The sequence below is a fragment of the Heyndrickxia acidicola genome (genome assembly GCF_001636425.1).
Lineage (GTDB): Bacteria > Bacillota > Bacilli > Bacillales > Bacillaceae_C > Bacillus_AE > Bacillus_AE acidicola.
In genome coordinates this window covers 1,865,400-1,885,786 of sequence record NZ_KV440953.1, presented here as the reverse complement: position 1 = coordinate 1,885,786, position 20,387 = coordinate 1,865,400, and the positions used below count along the sequence as shown (strand labels likewise).

General features: G+C 38.5%; 17 protein-coding genes. 13 read left to right on the top strand and 4 right to left on the bottom strand.

The window, feature by feature from the left end; translation table 11 throughout:
* Positions 1 to 17: 17 nt before the first annotated feature.
* The 3 genes from ccpC to A5N88_RS08820 all read left to right on the top strand — a co-directional run bounded on the left by ccpC (position 18) and on the right by A5N88_RS08820 (position 2,959).
* Positions 18 to 905, top strand: a complete 888-nt coding sequence (gene ccpC / locus A5N88_RS08830) for a transcriptional regulator CcpC (protein WP_066264925.1) — start codon at positions 18 to 20, stop codon at positions 903 to 905.
* A 119-nt stretch (positions 906 to 1,024) separates the two neighbouring features.
* Positions 1,025 to 1,735, top strand: a complete 711-nt coding sequence (dapD, locus tag A5N88_RS08825; protein WP_066264924.1) for a 2,3,4,5-tetrahydropyridine-2,6-dicarboxylate N-acetyltransferase — start codon at positions 1,025 to 1,027, stop codon at positions 1,733 to 1,735.
* A gap of 102 nt (positions 1,736 to 1,837) precedes the next feature.
* On the top strand, positions 1,838 to 2,959 hold the full coding sequence (locus A5N88_RS08820) for an N-acetyldiaminopimelate deacetylase (RefSeq protein ID WP_157090629.1): 1,122 nt from the start codon (positions 1,838 to 1,840) through the stop codon (positions 2,957 to 2,959).
* Positions 2,960 to 3,193: 234 nt separating this feature from the next.
* Here the strand turns inward: A5N88_RS08820 and A5N88_RS08815 are convergent, their stop codons facing one another.
* A complete protein-coding gene (locus A5N88_RS08815; RefSeq protein ID WP_066270381.1) occupies positions 3,194 to 4,006 on the bottom strand; it encodes a mechanosensitive ion channel family protein in 813 nt (270 codons plus the stop codon).
* Between the two features lie 297 nt (positions 4,007 to 4,303).
* On the opposite strand from A5N88_RS08815, the gene A5N88_RS08810 reads away from it, so the two are divergent.
* The 4 genes from A5N88_RS08810 (at position 4,304) to A5N88_RS08795 (ending at position 9,252) form a co-directional block, all read left to right on the top strand.
* Complete coding sequence (locus tag A5N88_RS08810) at positions 4,304 to 4,852, top strand: peroxiredoxin (RefSeq protein ID WP_066264922.1); 549 nt, start codon at positions 4,304 to 4,306, stop codon at positions 4,850 to 4,852.
* Positions 4,853 to 4,946: 94 nt separating this feature from the next.
* Positions 4,947 to 5,405 carry a TlpA disulfide reductase family protein gene (locus A5N88_RS08805; RefSeq protein ID WP_066264921.1) on the top strand — a complete coding sequence of 153 codons (459 nt, stop codon included), beginning with the start codon at positions 4,947 to 4,949 and terminating at the stop codon, positions 5,403 to 5,405.
* Between the two features lie 263 nt (positions 5,406 to 5,668).
* A complete protein-coding gene (locus tag A5N88_RS08800; RefSeq protein WP_066264919.1) occupies positions 5,669 to 7,423 on the top strand; it encodes an ABC transporter ATP-binding protein in 1,755 nt (584 codons plus the stop codon).
* Between the two features lie 11 nt (positions 7,424 to 7,434).
* On the top strand, positions 7,435 to 9,252 hold the full coding sequence (locus A5N88_RS08795; protein ID WP_066264918.1) for an ABC transporter ATP-binding protein: 1,818 nt from the start codon (positions 7,435 to 7,437) through the stop codon (positions 9,250 to 9,252).
* Positions 9,253 to 9,346: 94 nt separating this feature from the next.
* Here the strand turns inward: A5N88_RS08795 and rnjA are convergent, their stop codons facing one another.
* Positions 9,347 to 11,014 (bottom strand): ribonuclease J1, encoded by a 1,668-nt coding sequence (gene rnjA, locus A5N88_RS08790; protein ID WP_066264916.1) that lies wholly within the window; start codon positions 11,012 to 11,014, stop codon positions 9,347 to 9,349.
* Positions 11,015 to 11,017: 3 nt separating this feature from the next.
* The gene (locus tag A5N88_RS08785) at positions 11,018 to 11,230 is read right to left on the bottom strand and encodes a DNA-dependent RNA polymerase subunit epsilon (RefSeq protein WP_066264914.1); all 213 of its coding nucleotides are present in this window, start codon (positions 11,228 to 11,230) and stop codon (positions 11,018 to 11,020) included.
* 845 nt (positions 11,231 to 12,075) lie between these two features.
* On the opposite strand from A5N88_RS08785, the gene A5N88_RS08780 reads away from it, so the two are divergent.
* Positions 12,076 to 12,852 carry a Cof-type HAD-IIB family hydrolase gene (locus tag A5N88_RS08780; RefSeq protein ID WP_066264912.1) on the top strand — a complete coding sequence of 259 codons (777 nt, stop codon included), beginning with the start codon at positions 12,076 to 12,078 and terminating at the stop codon, positions 12,850 to 12,852.
* Between the two features lie 263 nt (positions 12,853 to 13,115).
* On the opposite strand, the gene def is transcribed toward A5N88_RS08780, so the two are convergent.
* Positions 13,116 to 13,670, bottom strand: a complete 555-nt coding sequence (gene def, locus A5N88_RS08775) for a peptide deformylase (protein WP_066264911.1) — start codon at positions 13,668 to 13,670, stop codon at positions 13,116 to 13,118.
* Between the two features lie 479 nt (positions 13,671 to 14,149).
* Here def and A5N88_RS08770 point away from each other — a divergent pair, with 479 nt between their 5' ends.
* The 5 genes from A5N88_RS08770 to lpdA all read left to right on the top strand — a co-directional run bounded on the left by A5N88_RS08770 (position 14,150) and on the right by lpdA (position 20,380).
* Positions 14,150 to 14,806 carry a YkyA family protein gene (locus A5N88_RS08770; RefSeq protein ID WP_066264910.1) on the top strand — a complete coding sequence of 219 codons (657 nt, stop codon included), beginning with the start codon at positions 14,150 to 14,152 and terminating at the stop codon, positions 14,804 to 14,806.
* A gap of 441 nt (positions 14,807 to 15,247) precedes the next feature.
* Positions 15,248 to 16,363: a pyruvate dehydrogenase (acetyl-transferring) E1 component subunit alpha gene (gene pdhA / locus A5N88_RS08765; protein ID WP_066264907.1), complete on the top strand. Its 1,116-nt coding sequence runs from the start codon at positions 15,248 to 15,250 to the stop codon at positions 16,361 to 16,363.
* Positions 16,364 to 16,366: 3 nt separating this feature from the next.
* The gene (locus A5N88_RS08760; RefSeq protein ID WP_066264905.1) at positions 16,367 to 17,344 is read left to right on the top strand and encodes an alpha-ketoacid dehydrogenase subunit beta; all 978 of its coding nucleotides are present in this window, start codon (positions 16,367 to 16,369) and stop codon (positions 17,342 to 17,344) included.
* Between the two features lie 287 nt (positions 17,345 to 17,631).
* Positions 17,632 to 18,963 carry a dihydrolipoamide acetyltransferase family protein gene (locus tag A5N88_RS08755; protein WP_066264903.1) on the top strand — a complete coding sequence of 444 codons (1,332 nt, stop codon included), beginning with the start codon at positions 17,632 to 17,634 and terminating at the stop codon, positions 18,961 to 18,963.
* Positions 18,964 to 18,967: 4 nt separating this feature from the next.
* Positions 18,968 to 20,380 (top strand): dihydrolipoyl dehydrogenase, encoded by a 1,413-nt coding sequence (lpdA, locus tag A5N88_RS08750; protein ID WP_066264902.1) that lies wholly within the window; start codon positions 18,968 to 18,970, stop codon positions 20,378 to 20,380.
* Positions 20,381 to 20,387: the final 7 nt, after the last annotated feature.

Here is a 20,387-nt window from a genome sequence, read left to right as displayed (position 1 = left end):
GAGGTAAGGTATTCAATATGTCGTTTTCTGACTTTCATTTATTATCAGTCTTAGCACAGGAAATGAATATGCGCAAAGCTGCTGAAAGGCTTTTTGTTTCGCAGCCCGCACTTTCACAACGCCTGCAAAACCTCGAAAAACAATGGGACACCAAATTGTTTATCCGCACTCAAAAGGGGCTCACCCTGACCCCCTCAGGAGAACTGGTAATCCGTTATGCGAATGATGTTCTGGAAATGGGTGAGAGAGTGAAAGAGGAAATACAGGCTCTCGACTCAAAGGTTCATGGTACCTTGAAAATTGCTTGTGCTTCTATTGTGGGACAAAACTGGCTGCCACAGGTACTTAAGCAATTTGTAAATAAATATCCTCAAGCAAAAATTTCCCTTATTACTGGATGGAGCAGTGAAATCCTTAAATCCTTATACGATGATGAAGTACATATTGGAATTATAAGAGGGTCAACGGACTGGAAAGGACCAAAAGTTCACTTGTTTGAGGATACATTATATTTAGTAGATAAAGAAATACGTCATATTGAAGATGTGTTGAAAACAGACCGTCCTTTTATTCAATTTAAAAGTGATTCGAATTATTACCAGGAAATTTTGGATTGGTGGCACAGGGAATTCCAAACTTCCCCAAAAAGGACCATTGTGGTGGATCAAATTGAGACCTGTAAACAAATGACCTTTAATGGAATTGGCTATGCAATTCTGCCTGCAATCACATTGAATGGGGCAGAAAAGGATCTTCATAAAATTCCGCTGCAAGGCGATCATGAACAAAGGCTGAAGAGGGATACGTGGCTGCTTGGTTATGAGTCTGCGTTTCAATTGAAACAGGTACAGGCGTTTTTAGAGGTTGTTAATGAATTCCTTGAAACACAACCCCATACATTTTAAAGGTAATTTAACTTGTACTGTTTCGACATGTTTGCTAAAGTATTTTTCAGGTGTACGAAAATTAGACTGCTTTATGCTTAAGTATAGGGTAAAAGTAAAGTCACTTAGGAGGAATAATAATGAAAATGATGGATGCAAATGAAATCATCGCTTTTATATCAAATAGCAAAAAAATGACCCCTGTAAAGGTTTATGTAAAAGGGCAACTGGAAGGCATCGATTTTGGCAAAGAAACAAAAGCCTTTATAAATGGCTCCACAGGTGTTCTTTTTGGTGAATGGGCAGAAATATCAAATGCATTAGAAGTACATAAGGAAACTATCGAAGATTATGTGGTGGAAAATGACAGAAGAAATTCAGCCATTCCAACCTTGGATCTGAAGAATATTAATGCCAGAATTGAGCCTGGTGCCATTATTCGCGATCAAGTCGAAATTGGCAATAATGTTGTCATCATGATGGGTGCCTCAATCAATATCGGTTCCGTAATTGGTGACGGAACGATGATTGATATGAATGCCGTATTAGGCGGCCGTGCTACAGTAGGAAAGAACTGCCATATTGGTGCTGGTGCTGTTCTGGCAGGAGTAATTGAGCCGCCATCCGCTCAGCCTGTCATCATTGAAGATGACGTTCTTGTTGGAGCGAACGCTGTCATTCTTGAAGGTGTTAGAGTTGGAAAAGGTGCAGTAGTAGCGGCAGGCGCAATAGTAGTAAGCGATGTAGAACCGAATACCGTAGTGGCAGGAACACCTGCTAGAAAAATAAAAGATATTGATGAAAAAACAAAGTCAAAAGTAGAAATTAAACAAGAGCTTAGAAAATTATAATAGCAGGGGCCTGCTAAGGCACAAATGATTAAAGGTCATGGTCTGGAAGCTTTATGAAGCTTCTGGCCAGGGCCTTTACTATTATTTATGGGGGGAAAACAGTTGGAAGAAGTAAATCGGTTTGTTCAAATTAGAAGAGATCTGCATAAAATTCCTGAGCTTGGATATCAAGAGTTTAAAACACAAGCCTTTCTTTTAAACTACTTGTCAGGCCTTTCCAAAGAACGTGTTGAAATTAGGAAATGGAAAACGGGCCTGTTTGTAAAAGTTCATGGAACTGCACCAGAGAAACTTATTGGTTGGAGGGCGGATATCGATGGACTCCCTATTGAGGAGCAAACAGGACTGCCATTTAAGTCTGAACACCCCGGACAAATGCATGCCTGCGGCCACGATGTACATATGAGCATTGCGCTAGGGGTATTAACCGCATTTGTTAAAAAGCCGTTGAAGGATGATCTATTGTTCATTTTTCAGCCTGCAGAGGAAGGGCCAGGCGGTGCTGCTCCTATGCTTGAGAGCGAAATGATGAAGGAGTGGAGGCCGGATATCATTTTCGCCCTTCATATCGCTCCTGAGTATCCATTGGGAACAATAGCAGTTAAAGAAGGTCTTTTATTTGCTAATACCTCGGAATTATTTATTGATCTAAAAGGCAAAGGAGGCCATGCTGCATATCCGCATCATACAAAGGATATGGTGGTTGCATCAGCATATCTCGTTACGCAGCTGCAGTCGATTGTCTCAAGGAACGTAGACCCTCTTGATAGTGCTGTCATAACAGTTGGGAAAATAACTGGAGGAACTGTCCAGAACATTATTGCGGAAAATGCAAGATTGGAAGGCACAATAAGGACACTTTCTGCAGAAGCAATGTCAACTGTCAAAAAGAGAATTGAAGCCTGTGTGAAAGGGATAGAAGCGGCATTTGAATGTGAAGCCGATATAGACTACGGCTCAATGTACCATCAGGTTTACAATGATCCAGAAAGAACTGCCCATTTTATCGAGTATCTTGAAAAAAATCAAAAAGAAAGCTTAATTATATGCAAGGAAGCCATGACAGGAGAAGATTTTGGATATATGCTTAAGGAAATTCCGGGTTTTATGTTTTGGCTTGGGGTTCAATCACCTTTTGGACTTCACCACGCTAAACTGCAGCCGGATGAGAAGGCAATAGAATTTGCCATATCTGTTTTAACCGATTATTTTCAAACTTTATAAACCGTCCTGTTAAGTTTATTTGCTAAGCTTTGCTCGTTATTCAACTCTGTTGAAAATGAACTGAATAACAACAGAGTCTTTTAATAAAGCTTAAAAAAAAGTTTGGCCAGGCATCATTAACGCCTGGCCAAACTTTCTTAAAAGGATAAGAAATAATGCTCACTGTATTTCCTTTATATCTGTCGGGGACTACGGAATCCGTACACCGATGAGCAAGGCGCTTGCGCTTTTCTTTTACCCTTCCTGCTCTGATTGTGCGAGGGCTTCCTTTATTACCTTTTTGAGCCTTCTTTCCACATTCCATTGTTCCCCGTTTAGTGTTCTAGCGATGATTCTGAGTACCACTTTCGAGCTATCAACTGTTTCTACGCCGAGAACATGTGGTCCATCCACAATGGCTTTGTCTCCTTTTGCAATTGCTTTGCAGGCATTTTGGATCGATTGGATGGCTTGGTCTAAATCTTCATTGTAATCAATTGGAAAATCAACCAAGGCTCTCATATTTCCACGAGAGTGATTGCTTAAACTCGTTATTTGGCGATTTGGAATAAAATGCAGGGTACCATCAAAATCTCTAAGCTGAGTAGTCCTTAATCCTACTTGCTCAACAATCCCATTAAAATTACCAACTGTTATATAGTCATCAACATCTACTTGTTTTTCAAGCAAAAGAAAGAAGCCTGTAACAACGTCACTCACTAATCCCTGAGCACCAAATCCAACTGCTAAACCAACGATGCCGGCACCAGCCAATATACTAGTAACGCCAATGCCAATACTTTGTAGAGCGGTAACAAAAAAGAAAAAGATAAGAACATATGAAAATGTATTTTTAACTAGGTGCTCCAAGGTTTTGGCACGTCCAACCGATACATGCTGCCTTTCCTGATACCTGACAAAAATGGTATGTATTATTTTTGTACCGATGCTTCTAATTATAAGATAAATAATATACAACACAATAATCTGCAGGACAATGGTTCCAGCTTTAATAAGAAGTCCTGTCCAATTAAAATTTGCTAAATGGTCAATATTCAAACGGATCATCCTTTCAAAAAAGTTAGTATCTAAGATGTTAATTTGCTGCAGGGCGTTTTGTTTTATTCCCGTCAATAGAAATGATAAACTATTCCTGTAGAAATTAAAACCATGTTTATAATCATGGCGAATGGGGCAAAACAAGTATGGGCACTATCCATAAATAGAATAATTTTTTATTTAAATTTATTTTAATTAAATTTGACTGAAATCTAGATTTAAATTATAATATCAATGTATTTAATAAAAAGTAAATGAGAAAATGATCTCTACTTTATCATTTGAAAACATTTGGAGGGATTTATAATGGCAGAACGCATGGTAGCAAAACAAGCTCCTCGATTTGAAATGGAAGCAGTATTGCCTAATAAAGAATTTGGCAAAGTAAGCCTTGAAGAAAACATGAAAAATGACAAATGGACGGTTCTTTTCTTCTATCCAATGGATTTTACTTTTGTTTGTCCTACTGAAATTACAGCATTATCTGATCGATATGATGAATTCGAAGATCTTGATGCTGAAGTAATTGGAGTATCTACAGATACTATTCATACTCATTTAGCTTGGATTAAAACAGATCGTAAAGAGAATGGGCTTGGTGATTTAAATTATCCATTAGCTGCAGACCATAACCAATCAGTATCCCGTGATTATGGTGTATTAATAGAAGAAGAAGGTGTGGCTCTTCGCGGATTATTCATTATTAGCCCTGAAGGTGAATTAATGTACCAGGTTGTTAACCATAACAATATCGGCCGTGATGTAGATGAAACTCTTCGTGTACTTCAAGCTCTTCAAACTGGCGGCCTTTGCCCTGCGAACTGGAAGCCTGGACAAGCTACTCTTAACGTTTAATCTTTTTAAAGATTTAGGCCTGACTTTTGTTAGGCCTTTTTTAAAAGGTTCAGCAGAAGATCGTATGTAATGTTTTTAGAAAAGGGAGGATAATATGAAACTTCGTGAACAAATGCCCGAACTAAATGGAGCTGTTGAATGGCTGAATGGGGAAGTGAAGAAAGAAGATTTAGTGGGTGAAAAACCCACTCTTATCCATTTTTGGTCCATTAGCTGCCATTTATGTAAAGAAGCAATGCCTCAAGTTAATGAGTTTCGAGATAAATATAAGGATAAGTTAAATGTGGTAGCAGTCCACATGCCTCGTTCAGAGGATGATTTAAATATAGAAGATATTAAAAAAACTGCAGCGGAACATGGGATTACTCAGCCTATTTTTGTGGATAGTGAGCATAAGCTTACGGATGCCTTTGAAAATCAGTATGTGCCTGCATATTATGTTTTTGATAAGGAAGGCAAGCTTCGCCACTTCCAGGCAGGCGGAAGCGGCATGAAAATGCTTGAGAAACGTGTGAATCGAGTACTTGATGAAACAGAAGCCGGCAAACAATAAATCTAAAATATTAAAGAATGGAGAGCGGATTTCTCCATTCTTTTTTTATGGTTTGGCTTAGTAAAAAACGTGAGGCTATCAACATAGAAATTCAAAAAAGACTATAGTTTGACATACTTTTCTCCTGGGTAATTTCCGAAAAAACAAAAGAGAAAAATTTATTAAAAAATTTTTAAAAATTGATGAAAAATTATGGAAAAATACTTCGAAACCCGATATATTTAATATTACGTGAAATGAAATTGAACAACTGGGGGGAAAAAATGGATACGTTTAAAAAATTGAAAAGCTTTTACTGGCCGTATAGGCATTTATTCTTTACTTCCATGGTTCTATTGCTCTTTGTAAATGTCATTACAGTAGCTTATCCGATCATTTTGCAAATTACAATTGACGACGGCATTACGAAAGGAGAATATGGTTGGATTCCTTATTTAGCCTTAGGATTTATTGCTGTCATGATTTTTAGAGGGCTTGCAACCTTCGTGCAGCAGTACACAGGTGATTTGTTTGGTATAACCTCTGTGTATAAACTGCGGAATGAATTATATAAAAAGCTTCAATATCTGCCGTTCCGTTATTATGACAACGCCAAAACAGGTGATCTGATGTCAAGGCTGACAGCAGATGTAGAAGGTTTCCGCTTTTTTCTTTCTTTTGGATTTACAGAACTATTACGCTTTGTATTTACACTTTCAATATGTTTTGGTGTGATGTTTTATTATTCTGTTTCACTGACACTCATGACGATGATTTCTTTGCCCTTCCTGGCAATAGCAGTCTATCGTTTTGATAAACTGATTCATCCTGCTTTCCGTGGCATAAGACGATCATTTGGCAGATTAAACACAAATGTGCAAGAAAACATAAGTGGAATAAATACTGTTAAATCTCTTTCAAGAGAAGGATTCCAGACTAGCAAGTTTATGAATTCGAATGAAGACTTTAAAAATAGGGAAATATCAACCTCTAATATCTGGGCGAAATATTTTCCTTTAATGGAACTCTTGGGGAATGTGGGAGTTATTGTCATATTGAGCTACGGTGGATACCTCGTTATCCATGGAGATTTAAAGCCTGGGGAACTGGTTGCATTTTATAGCCTGATTGGCTATATCCTTGATCCTATTATTACTCTTGGTTTTACTATTAATATGTTTTCCCAGTCAAAGGCCTCAGGTGAAAGGCTTCTGGAAATATTGGAAGCAGACGAGGAAATAACCGATAATGAAAATGCATTGCAAGCTGAACGCTTAACGGGAGAGGTAGAATTTAATAATGTGACCCTTCAATACTTTGGGGATGAAAAAGCAGCTTTAAAAGAAATTACATTTAAAGCTCAGCCTGGAAAAGTCATTGGACTAATCGGGTCAACGGGATCCGGCAAAACAAGTATTACACAGCTGATGACTAGATTTTACGAGCCGGCAGGGGGAGCGGTATACATTGATGGAAAGAAGGTTAATGAATACAGTCTTCATTCTTTAAGGTCGAATATTGGTTTTGTAATGCAGGAATCATTCTTATTCTCTTCTACGATTAAGTCGAATATTGCTTATGGAAAACCGGAAGCATCAATGGAAGATATTATTCATGCTGCTAAGATGGCACAAGCCCATGATTTTATCATGGAACTTCCTGATGGATATGATACGATGCTCGGAGAGAGGGGACTTGGTTTATCAGGGGGGCAAAAACAAAGAATTGCCATAGCCCGTGCCATTTGTCTAGATCCAAGTATTTTAATTCTTGACGATGCAACGAGTGCTGTTGATATGGATACAGAGTTTAAAATTCAAGAAGGCTTGCGTGAGGTTATGAAAGGCAGAACAACATTTATCATCGCCCATCGTATCTCATCTCTTAAGCATGCTGATGAAATTTTAGTACTTGAAAACGGAAGGATTGTCGAAAGAGGGAAACATGATGAATTGCTGGAAAACGGCGGCCCATATGAAAGGATTTACAAAATACAATTCAGGGACCAGCAGGCAATTCTCCAATCACAAACGGGCTGAGGTGAAGATAATTGACACAAAAACTAAATCCAAAAGTATTGGAGAGATTCCACTATTCAACAGACCAGCTTATTGATAAGCCGTTCAACTGGAAACAAATGTGGAGACTCTTTTATTACTTAAAGCCATATACAAAAACGCTATTGCCAAAGGCTTTTTTTACAGTATTGATCAATACGTTTATTAAATTGATCCTTCCGACCTTGATTGGTGTATATGCCATCGGTCAAGGAATTACAGGGAAAAATACCGGTTTTCTGACAGAAATGATAGCAGTCATCGCTGTGCTGTATGTCGTTTCCTATATTTCTAATATTTTGAGGGTAAGATGGTTAAATATGCTGGGACAAAGCGTTATCTTTGATATTAGAAGTAATTTGTTTACACATGTACAAAGCCTTTCTCATAACTTTTTTGACCAGCGCTCAGCAGGTTCTATTCTTGTCAGAATTATGAATGACACAAATTCACTTCAGGATTTGTTTACAAACGGTGTTATCAATATGCTAATGGATATGCTGATGCTGCTGGGCGTCATTATCATTTTATTTAGCCTTAGTCCGCAGCTGACATTGGCGATTCTTATTATTATGCCGATCATGTTTTTTATTTCAACAAAACTTCGGAAGAACATTCGATTAGCTTGGCAGTATATGCGGCTGAAACAATCAAAATTAAATTCCCATCTTAATGAGAGCATTCAAGGGATACGCATCACTCAGTCATTCACGCAAGAACAAGAGAATATGGCGTTTTTTGATGGGGTCAATAAAGAAAACTATGAAGCATGGAGAATTGCAACAAGAAGGAGCGCAAAATTTCGCCCGATGGTGGATATGACAAATGCTGTCGGAACGGCTGTCCTTATTTGGTATGGCGCCCATTTGATTGAAAATCACCAATTGCAATTAGGAGCCTTTGTATCTTTTGCGTTTTATCTTGGGATGTTCTGGCAGCCTATTTCCCGAATGGGGCAGGTCTATAATCAATTACTTCAAGCGATGGCTTCTTCTGAAAGAATTTTTGAATACTTGGATGAAAAACCATTAGTGGACGAAAATAATAGTGCAAGAGACCTAACTAATATAAAAGGACAGATTGTCTTTGACAAAGTAGAGTTTTCTTATGATGACAAACGCAAAGCGTTAAACGGAGTAAGCCTGGAAATGAAACCGGGTCAAACCATCGCCTTGGTTGGGCACACGGGATCGGGCAAGACAACCATAGCCAATTTAATAAGCCGATTTTATGATCCTACTGGAGGATCTGTCAGTATCGATGGGAATGACTTGAAAGAAGTATCCTTACGAAGCCTGAGGAACCAGATCAGTGTTGTTTTACAGGACACATTTATCTTTTCAGGCACAATTATGGAGAATATCAAATTTGGACGTCCGGATGCCAGTGACGAGGAGGCAATGGAGGCTGCCAAAGTGGTAGGTGCAGATCATTTTATTCAGATGCTACCAAACAAATATCAAACTGAAGTGGAGGAGCGAGGGAACATTCTGTCTGTTGGGGAACGCCAGCTATTATCCTTTGCACGGGCACTGCTTGCAGAACCTAAAATTATCATATTGGATGAAGCGACTGCGAGTATCGATACGGAAACGGAAGTTCAAATCCAGAATGCGCTTCGAACTCTGTTAAAGGGTAGAACCTCCGTTATTATCGCACATCGTCTATCGACAATTAGGGAAGCAGATAATATCTTTGTTTTGGATCATGGCAATATAATTGAAGAAGGGAATCATGATGAGTTAATGAAACACGGCGGAGAATATTATCGCCTTGTTAAAGCACAGTTTAAAGTGTTGGAAGCAATGTAACCCTGGCATCTGCCGGGTTTTTTGATAGTATAAGTAAGTAAAAAATTAAAAAGAAACACCTCCGATGTAAATGGGAGGTGTTTCTTTGTTTAATTTATACTTCCATAATGATTGGCATAATCATTGGTCTGCGCTTTGTTTTTTCATATAAGAAAGGAGCAAGCGTATCCGTAATTTCATTTTTAATTTCAGTCCATTGTGTTGTCTTACGCTCCATGACTTTATTCAAATGTTTCGTAATAATGGATTGAGCTTCGCTAATTAAGTCACCGGATTCACGCATGTACACAAATCCCCTTGAAATAATGTCAGGACCTGAAGCAATCTTAAACTCACTCATATTAATGGCCACAACTACAATGACTAATCCTTCTTCAGAAAGAATACGGCGATCGCGAAGAACGATGTTGCCGATGTCTCCAATTCCATTTCCGTCAATATAAACAGATCCAGAAGGAATTTTACCTGCCACCTGGGCGGTATGCTCGCTTAGTGCAAGCACTTCGCCATTGTCCATGATAAAGCAATTTTCTTCTGGTACACCACAGTCCATTGCCAGTTGGGAATGCATTCTTTGCATACGGAATTCACCATGGATCGGCATAAAAAATTTAGGTTTGATCAGTCGAAGCATAAGTTTCTGTTCCTGCTGGCCGCCATGGCCTGAAGTGTGAATGTCATTTAATGGTCCATGTATAACATCTGCGCCTGCTCTAAACAATAAATTAATGGTTCTGTTTACACTGATCGTATTTCCAGGTATCGGGGATGAGGAAAATACAACTGTATCCCCCGGCTGAATTTGTATTTGGCGGTGAGTGCCATTTGCGATACGAGAAAGAGCAGCCATTGGTTCACCCTGGCTTCCTGTACAAAGAATGGTTACCTTGTTTGCAGGTAGTCGATTAATTTGTTGTGCATCAATAAAGGTTTCCTTTGGACAGTTAATATAGCCGAGCTCATGACCAATTGAAATGGCAGCTTCCATGCTTCGGCCGAAGACAGCAACCTTGCGGCCGTGCATCACAGCTGCTTCTACTACTTGCTGCAGGCGGTGAATATTAGACGCGAATGTGGCGAAAATAACTCGGCCATCCACTTTTCTAAAAACGTCCTGAATGCTTTCTCCTACTCTGCGCTCCGACATTGTAAAGTGTGGAACCTCACTGTTTGTACTATCAGAAAGAAGGCACAGTACCCCTTCTTTTCCGATTTCAGCCATTTTGGTCAGGTTTGCAGGTTCTCCAACAGGTGTGAAATCAAATTTAAAATCTCCGGTGTGAACAATGTTCCCAGGAGGGGTTTTGACTACAATACCGTAAGAATCCGGAATGCTGTGGGTTGTTCTAAAGAAAGATACAGATGTTTTTCTGAATTTAATAATGTCATCTTCCTGAATTTCATGTAAAGTCGTTTGGCGAAGAAGGCCGTGTTCTTCCAGTTTATTTTTAATAAGTCCAAGAGCGAGTTTACCCCCGTAAATAGGGATATTTACCTGACGGAGTAAGTAAGGAATACCGCCTATATGGTCTTCATGTCCGTGGGTAATGAAAAGCCCTTTAATTTTATCTTCATTTTTAACTAAATAAGTATAATCAGGAATAACATAATCAATCCCTAATAGCTCGTCTTCCGGGAATTTTATACCGGCATCAATTAAAACGATTTCATCTTGAAATTGAACACCGTAAGTGTTTTTTCCGATTTCGCCAAGACCGCCCAAGGCAAAAACGGCTGTTTGATCATTTTTCACAAATTTCATAGATTATTTAATCTCCATTAATTTGAAATTTTCTTGTTGCATTTCATACTCCAGATATGGCCCTTGCAGCAGTTGAACAAATTCAATGTTAATTTCGCGGTCTTTTAAAGCAAGGCGCACATCCTTCTCTGAATTGGATTCCATGAAAATAGTTTGTGTTTTTTCACGGACTGGTACTTCTGTTTTACCTAATTGGTAATAAACTTTATAAATCATCTTTTTCTCTCCTTACTCCGTTGTCAAATGTAACTTTTTCTATTATATAAAAAGTTAACAACTTTTTCATGTTTTTTCAAAATAAGATTTAGGAATTAAAATAATATTATAGGGGAAGTTTATCGTATACTATAAAAAGTGAATCAATAGCATGTTTTCCCAATAAAGCTTATTTTAATCATTTCTCTGTTAAAAGGCTCTACTACAGATAAGTCTGAAGGAATGAAAAGCAGTTTTGGAGGGCAACAGCTTTATATAAGGCCTTGCGAATTCGAACAAAATACGGGTTCATCCCTTGTGCGAATATACGAAAAGCTGCAATTTAAGTGAAAACTGCATTTTATAAAGAATAATCCCTCAGAAGGAGGGATTTCTTATAGGTAAGAAAGTATAAATTAACCTATGTAGTCTCAGTCTAGCTTCAGCGCCTATCGGCTGGCGGAAGTTTGCGTTGCGTCTCCTCGTCAACATCTGGTTTCCTTTATAGCAGTCAACAACTGCGAAATCCGTACGCGGATAAATAGGCGCCTTTGCACTTTTCTTATTAGGCTATTAGTTTTTTCCTAAGTAACTCTTTCCACTGTTTAACAAGCTTTTTTTTCAGCTTTTTTAACACTGTGGGTCACTTCCTTCTTTTATTTTAATCAAATGTCAGCATTTATACAAGACGGCCAGATAATTCTTGTACATATTATATGTAAAAGCGATTTTATTCTTCGTGGTTTATTCTGGAAAATATACAAATGATTTGACAAGCTATACGGAAAGATATAGGGTATTTTCCGTATAGCAGTATAGAAATACAGCTTAGAATTAAAAATGATAAGAAATTAAGGAGCTTTAGAATGAAAAAAAAGATTGTTTTTTTTGATATAGACGGAACTTTGTTAGACCATGAAAAGAATTTGCCTGATTCAACTCGAAAGGCTGTAAAAACCCTTCAGCAAAATGGTGTTTTTGTTGCAATTGCAACAGGAAGAGCACCATTTATGTTTAAGTACTTAAGAGAGGAACTAGATATTGATTCCTATGTGAGCTTTAATGGACAGTACGTTGTTTTTGAAAATAAGGTGATCTTTCAAAACCCTATGAATACGGAAAAACTTGAAGATTTGTTGGGTATAGCTACAAAAGACGGTTATCCGCTGGTTTATTTAAATGAAGAGACTATGAAAGCAAATATCGAACATCATCCTTTTATTGAGGAGAGTATGGGCAGCCTGAAGTTTATTCATCCTGAAGTGGACGAAGATTTTTACAGAAAAAAAGATATTTTTCAATCGCTGCTTTTCTGTAAAGCTGAGGATGAGGCAAAGTACATAGAGGAATTTAAAGAAGACTTCCACTTTATTAGGTGGCACCCGTATTCTACTGATATTATTCCAAAGGGCGGGTCAAAAGCAGAAGGAATCAAGCAAATGATCTCTAAATTAGGTTTCAAGCTGGAGGATGTCTATGCTTTTGGCGACGGATTAAATGATATTGAAATGCTTAATGCTGTGGGTACTGGGGTAGCTATGGGGAATGCTCCCGATATCGTGAAGCAAAGTGCAGATGTTATTACAGAAGATGTCGGAGAAGACGGTTTATACAAAGGACTTAAGTCTTTAAATCTAATATAGGCTGTTTTTGCATATAGTGTATATTTTTGTCAAATAACAGCAACGTTACGAAAAAGAGCCTTAATAAAAAGCAATATGTAAATTATCTATTTAAAATCCGGGTCAGATACCCGGATTTTTTAAAAGAAAGTATAGAGTTTATTTATTGGCTCAGTTAAAGATCAATGTTGATTTTTAACACAGCCTATTTATTAAATCATTATTTAACAAATGTAGTCTCTGTCTAGCTCCGTACGGTGATGAGCAAGGCGCTTGCGCTTTTCTTACCGTTCAACAACTGCTGCGTGATCCGGCACAGAAAACGGATCCTCTTTATTAATATGGTCATAAAACATTACGCCTTGTAAATGGTCAATTTCATGCTGGAAAACAATGCCGATAAGTCCCTTAAGCTGTAGCTTTATTTCTTTTCCGATTATGTCGTTCCCTAAAACTTTAATTTTAGAATATCGCGGGACGTAACCTGGAATGATTTCAGGTACTGATAGACAGCCTTCACCTGTATTTAAATAGGATATTTCAGAGGAATGCTTGATAATTTTAGGGTTGAACATTGCAAAGCTTTTTAAGCGTCCATTCTCATCCTTTGTTTGAACTGCAATCATTTTCTTAGAAATATTAATTTGAGGAGCGGCAATGCCAACACCGGGGCGTAAATCATATTGCTCAGCTATCTGAGGATTTTGACTGTTTTGGACGTACTCAAGCAAACTTTTAAGAATGCCCTGATCCTGCTCACAAGGAGGCATGGGCACATCTTCAGCAATCTTTCGCAATGTTGGATGGCCGTCCCGTATAATATCTCTCATGGTAATCATAAATATTTCCCCCCATTTAAGCCTTATTAGTGTATAGAATATCAAAAAAGGGTTGTTTGAAAAAGGCTGTTTTCTCATAGATTGCTGCTTTACGTACAAAAAATCATTCCGTATGGGGTCTGTCTTCATTGCATCTTTTCGTGTGCTATTCCCAAGTTTAATACTGAAAAATATATATTAAATGATATTACTGTGTCCTATAGCAACAAAGTTAAGAAAGCGCCAAGGGGCAAATTTGATTAGCATTTTCATTTCAGATAAAAGTTCTAAAACAACAGAGTCCATTAACAAAGGCTCTTGTTTTAAATGGGAAAAATAAAAATAATTTCGAATAAATGGTCATATATTTTTTGAAAATGCATAGTATTCTCCTAAGAAGCTTTAAGCACTTAAAATTTGGACAAGATGCAGGAACTGAGCTAATTTAGAATTTGAATTTATACTCGTATATGAAGTCAGTTTCGAAAAGAGGGTATATCGTGGTCATTATTCGGATTAGTATTCTTTGCTTTTTTGCAGCAATCATTTTAGCGGGATGCCAGAATGTTACCCCGGAGGAAAAGGTTTATCGTATTCTGGAGGAATCAATGCAGAAGGAAAAAACCTTCGAACAGCAGCAAGAGCCACTAAAAGAAATGGAATCGCAAGAAAGTGTTCTGTTTAAAGAAATTATGGATGCAGGAATGAAAAATGAAAAAAGGGTAAGTGCATTGTCAAGGGCTGCCTTAAGCAATCTTCAGAAGCGCAAAGTGCTAATGAGTAAAGAGCAGGTTTCTATCCTTGCTTCAAAAAGAGAATTTGACAAAATAAAAGACCCGCTTTCCAAAATTAACAACATTAAAAGAAAAAAAGAAGTTACAGAACTCTATCAAACAATGGAAGAACGGTATAAAATTCATAATCACCTCTTTGATTCCTACAAAAAAGGTCTTTATCTTGATGAAAATGTATATAAAATGCTTTTAAATAAGTCCTTAAATATTGATTTGTTTGAAAAGCAGATTGATAAAACAAATGTAGCATTCGCAGTAGTGATGAAATCGAATGAGGATTTTAATGCAAAAACACAATTGTTTAATAATGAAAAACAAAGTTTTTATAAAAATGCTGGATTAAACATGAGTCAGGGAGAATAGAAAATTCATTTTTCCAACCCCAGAAAAGAAATCGTTTTCTTTTCTGGGGCGTTTTATTTTGTAACTGTTTTCATGAATATATAACAGTTGAGATTTTACACTAGTACAGATAGTAATACAGAGGAGAGATTTTTAGCGAAAAAGTAAAGAAAAAGGAGTCTTTATGAATTGACGGACCCAAAATATTCAGGTACTCTAATTATGTTGTGAATATTATTGTATTAGTTTAATAGGTGATTTGATTGATACAGTTTAATCGATAAAAGATTTGAAAATTTTTCGTTTGCTTTTTATATAATAGTGGAAAAATGTAGTGGTAAATGCATGAATCATTTCGATTAACGGGATTTGCCGTGGTAGCCGCAATGTAATTTGGGCATCCTATTTTTTGTATGTAATCAATCATCAATATATTTATGAGGGAAAGGATCGGTGGCTTCAATGGCTTCTAAAACGAAGAAGGCACAATTCGATGCGAAAAAAACGCTCGAAACGATTGAAGAACAATTTGAGATGTTCCAAATCTTAAATGAAGAAGGCGAAATTGTAAATGAATCTGAAATGCCAAATCTTTCAGATGAACAGCTTCAAGAATTAATGCGCCGGATGGTTTATACAAGAATTCTAGATCAGCGTTCAATCTCCTTAAACCGCCAAGGGCGTTTAGGTTTCTATGCTCCAACAGCTGGACAAGAGGCATCTCAGCTGGCTTCACACTTTGCATTGGAAAGTGATGATTTTATTTTACCTGGCTACCGGGATGTTCCACAGTTAATCTGGCACGGCCTTCCATTATACCAGGCCTTTTTATGGTCCAGAGGACATTATCAAGGAATGCAGCTTCCTGAGGGTTTAAACATTCTGCCGCCGCAAATTATTATTGGTGCGCAATATGTTCAAACTGCTGGTGTAGCCTTAGGTATTAAAAAACGCGGCAAAAATACAGTTGCCATTACATATACAGGAGACGGCGGATCTTCTCAAGGGGACTTCTACGAAGGTATTAACTTTGCCGGCGCATATAAAGCACCTGCTATTTTTATCGTTCAAAATAACCAGTTTGCTATTTCAACTCCTCGTGAAAAACAAACAGCAGCACGAACAATTGCTCAAAAAGCAGTTGCTGCAGGAATCCCAGGTGTGTTAGTTGACGGAATGGATGCGCTGGCAGTGTATGCAGCAGTGCGTGATGCTCGTGATCGTGCTGTAAATGGAGAGGGACCTACCCTTATTGAAACTGTATGCTACCGTTACGGCCCTCACACCATGTCAGGAGATGATCCTACCCGTTATCGTACTGCAGATGTAGATAATGAGTGGGAGAAAAAAGATCCTTTGGTTCGTTTCCGTAAATTCCTCGAGGCAAAAGGCCTATGGAATGAAGAGAAAGAAAACGAAGTAATTGAACAGGCAAAAGAAGATATTAAAGAAGCGATTAAAAAAGCTGACCAGGCACCAAAACAAAAGGTATCTGACCTTATTTCAATTATGGCGGAAGAGCTTCCGTATAATTTAAAAGAGCAGCTTGAAATATACAAAGCAAAGGAGTCGAAATAAGCCATGGCGCAATTAACAATGATTCAAGCAATTACTGACGCGTTACGTACAGAATTAAAAAATGATGAAAACGTGTTAGTATTCGGTGAAGATGTTGGCGTTAACGGCGGCGTATTCCGTGCGACAGAAGGTCTTCACAAAGAATTCGGTGAAGAGCGTGTATTCGACACGCCTCTTGCAGAATCAGGTATCGGCGGTCTTGCAATCGGTCTTGCTCTCGAAGGCTACCGTCCCGTTCCTGAAATTCAATTCTTTGGTTTTGTATATGAAGTTATGGATTCCATTGCTGCCCAAATGGCGCGTTACCGTTTCCGTACAGGCGGACATTATGAAATGCCGATTACAATTCGTGCACCATTTGGAGGAGGAGTACATACTCCAGAGCTTCACGCCGACAGTTTAGAAGGGCTTATGGCACAAACTCCAGGGTTGAAGGTGGTTATTCCATCCACACCTTACGAGGCAAAGGGTTTGTTAATTTCAGCAATTCGTGATCAAAGTCCGGTTGTTTTCCTTGAGCATATGAAATTATACCGTTCCTTCCGCCAAGAGGTGCCGGAAGAAGAATATACGATTCCTCTTGGAAAAGCGGATGTAAAGCGTGAAGGTAAAGATATTTCTATCATTGCCTATGGCGCAATGGTTCACGAGTCATTAAAAGCAGCAGAAGAGCTTGAAAAAGAAGGGTACTCTGCTGAAGTGATCGACTTAAGAACAGTAAGCCCTCTTGATATTGATACGATTGTCGCTTCTGTGGAAAAAACAAATCGTGCAATCGTTGTGCAGGAAGCACAAAAACAGGCTGGAATTGCTGCGAATGTGGTAGCTGAAATCAATGAAAGGGCTATTTTAAGCCTTGAGGCACCTGTACTTCGTGTTGCTGCTGCAGATACTGTTTATCCTTTCTCACAAGCTGAAACAGTTTGGCTTCCTAACTATAAAGATATTCTTGAAACAGCTAAAAAAGTTCTTACTTTTTAATTAAATACAATTGACTAAAAACGAGGGACCTGTTCAGATGAGCTTAGGCCTGACTGATTGATTCCTTTCAGGCAAGTCTCACTATATGGCTGGTTTATAAAGTAATAAGCAGGGTATGTAAAGTACTTGGCTTATGGAAGATTAAACTGAAGTCCCTCGTTCTTCTTTTTCAGTTTGGCTCTGCTAAGGCACAATGTTGATTTTGACTCAAAGGTGAGTGAAAATCAGCAGGCAAAATGAACGGAGCTTTCGTTAAATAATTTTAATGTTATAGGAGGGCGAAAACCTTGTCATTCGAATTTAGATTGCCAGATATCGGTGAAGGTATCCATGAGGGTGAAATTGTTAAATGGTTTGTAAAACCAGGCGATAAAGTGGATGAAGATGATGTACTATGTGAAGTACAAAATGATAAATCCGTTGTGGAGATTCCATCACCTGTTGCAGGTACGGTTGAAGATGTACTTGTGGCTGAGGGAACGGTTGCAGTTGTAGGTGACGTACTGGTTAAATTTGATGCACCAGGATATGAAAACCTTCAATTTAAAGGTGACCATGGTTCTGACGAGAGGGAAGAGCCAAAACAAGAAGAAAAAGCACCAGCTGAAGCAGCTAAAGAAGCGGTACAGCCTGAAGCAACATCTCAGGAATCAGTAAAGCCTGCTGAAGAAGCAGATCCAAACCGCAGAGTTATTGCCATGCCTTCAGTTAGAAAATATGCGCGTGAAAAAGGTGTGGACATTCGTTTGGTTGCAGGTTCCGGAGATAATGGGCGTGTAACAAAAGAAGACATCAATGCCTTTGTAAATGGTGGAGGAAAAGAACAAGCTCCAGCTGAAAATGCTGCAGCAGCAGCTCAAAAAACAGCACCTGAGACGGCGGCAGCTCCGACTCCAGCACCAATCCCAGAAGGCGAATTCCCTGAAACACGTGAGAAAATGAGCGGTATTAGAAAAGCCATTGCCAAAGCTATGGTAAATTCTAAACATACAGCTCCTCATGTTACATTAATGGATGAAGTGGATGTTACAAAACTCGTTGCACATCGTAAGAAATTTAAAGAAGTTGCTGCAGCTAAAGGCATTAAGCTTACTTTCTTACCTTATGTTGTAAAAGCATTGGTAAGTGCACTGCGTGAATATCCAGCTTTAAATACTTCCATCGATGATGCAAACGATGAAATTATTCATAAGCATTATTACAATATTGGAATTGCAGCTGATACAGATCGCGGCTTGCTGGTTCCTGTTGTGAAAAATGCCGATAGAAAATCCGTTTTCTCTGTTTCCAGTGAGATTAATGAACTAGCAGGCAAAGCACGAGATGGCAAATTGTCTGCCAATGAAATGAAGGGTGCATCTTGTACCATTTCCAATATCGGTTCTGCAGGAGGCCAATGGTTTACACCTGTCATCAACCATCCGGAAGTGGCTATATTGGGAATTGGTCGAATTGCTGAAAAACCTGTAGTAAAAAATGGTGAAATTGTGGTAGCACCTGTGTTAGCATTATCATTGAGCTTTGATCATCGAATGATTGATGGAGCAACTGCACAAAATGCACTAAACCACATCAAGCGTTTGCTGAACGATCCTGAATTATTACTTATGGAGGCGTAAACAAATGGTAGTAGGAGATTTTCCAATTGAAACAGATACTATAGTAATTGGAGCGGGACCAGGGGGATATGTTGCGGCGATCCGTGCTGCACAATTAGGACAAAAGGTAACAATTGTCGAAAAAGAAAATGTCGGCGGTGTTTGCTTAAATGTAGGATGTATTCCTTCAAAAGCATTAATATCAGCTGCTCATAAATACGAAACAGCAAAGCATTCCGACGATATCGGGATTACGGCTGAAAATGTAAAAGTTGACTTTTCAAAGGTACAAGAGTGGAAGGCAAGTGTCGTAAATAAATTAACAAGCGGTGTTGATGGTCTTTTGAAAGGAAATAAAGTCAACATTGTAAAAGGAGAAGCATATTTCGTTGATGCAAATACTCTCCGTGTTATGGACGATAAGTCAGCTCAAACCTATACATTCAAAAATGCTATCATTGCAACAGGATCACGACCAATCGAGCTTCCTACATTTAAATATACAAAGCGTGTAATTAATTCAACTGGGGCTCTTGCGCTTGAAGAAATTCCTGAGAAGCTTGTAGTCATTGGCGGCGGCTATATTGGCGTAGAACTTGGAACTGCCTATGCAAACTTTGGCACTCAAGTAACAATTCTTGAAGGCGGCAAAGAAATTTTGGGAACGGCTTACGAAAAGCAAATGACTTCACTTGTTTCCCGTAACCTTAAGAAAAAAGGCGTGGATATTGTAACAAATGCCTTAGCTAAAGGCGTAGAGGAAAGCGATAATGGAGTAGTTGTAAAATACGAAGTAAAAGGCGAAGAAAAAACAGTTGAAGCAGATTACGTTCTTGTCACAGTAGGACGCCGACCAAATACGGATGAACTCGGCCTTGAACAAGCTGGTGTTGAATTAACAGAACGTGGTCTTGTGAAAATTGATAAGCAGTGCCGTACGAATGTCTCCAGCATTTTTGCTATCGGTGATATTGTAGAAGGACCTGCATTAGCTCATAAAGCATCCTATGAAGGAAAAATTGCAGCTGAAGCTATTTCTGGCCATCCATCTGAAATTGATTATCTAGGAATTCCTGCTGTGGTCTTTTCTGAACCTGAACTGGCATCAGTTGGTTATACAGAAGCACAAGCAAAAGAAGAAGGAATTGAAGTAGTTACTGCTAAATTCCCATTCGGCGCAAATGGACGTGCCTTAGCTCTTAACAGTACAGACGGATTCCTTAAACTTGTTACAAGAAAAGAAGATGGTCTGGTTATTGGGGGGCAAATTGCTGGAGCAAACGCATCTGATATGATTGCAGAATTAGGCCTTGCTGTTGAAGCGGGTATGACCGCAGAGGATATTGCCATGACAATCCATGCTCATCCAACATTAGGCGAGATTACAATGGAAGCTGCTGAGGTAGCTCTAGGTTCACCTATTCACATTTTGAAATAAGCTTATA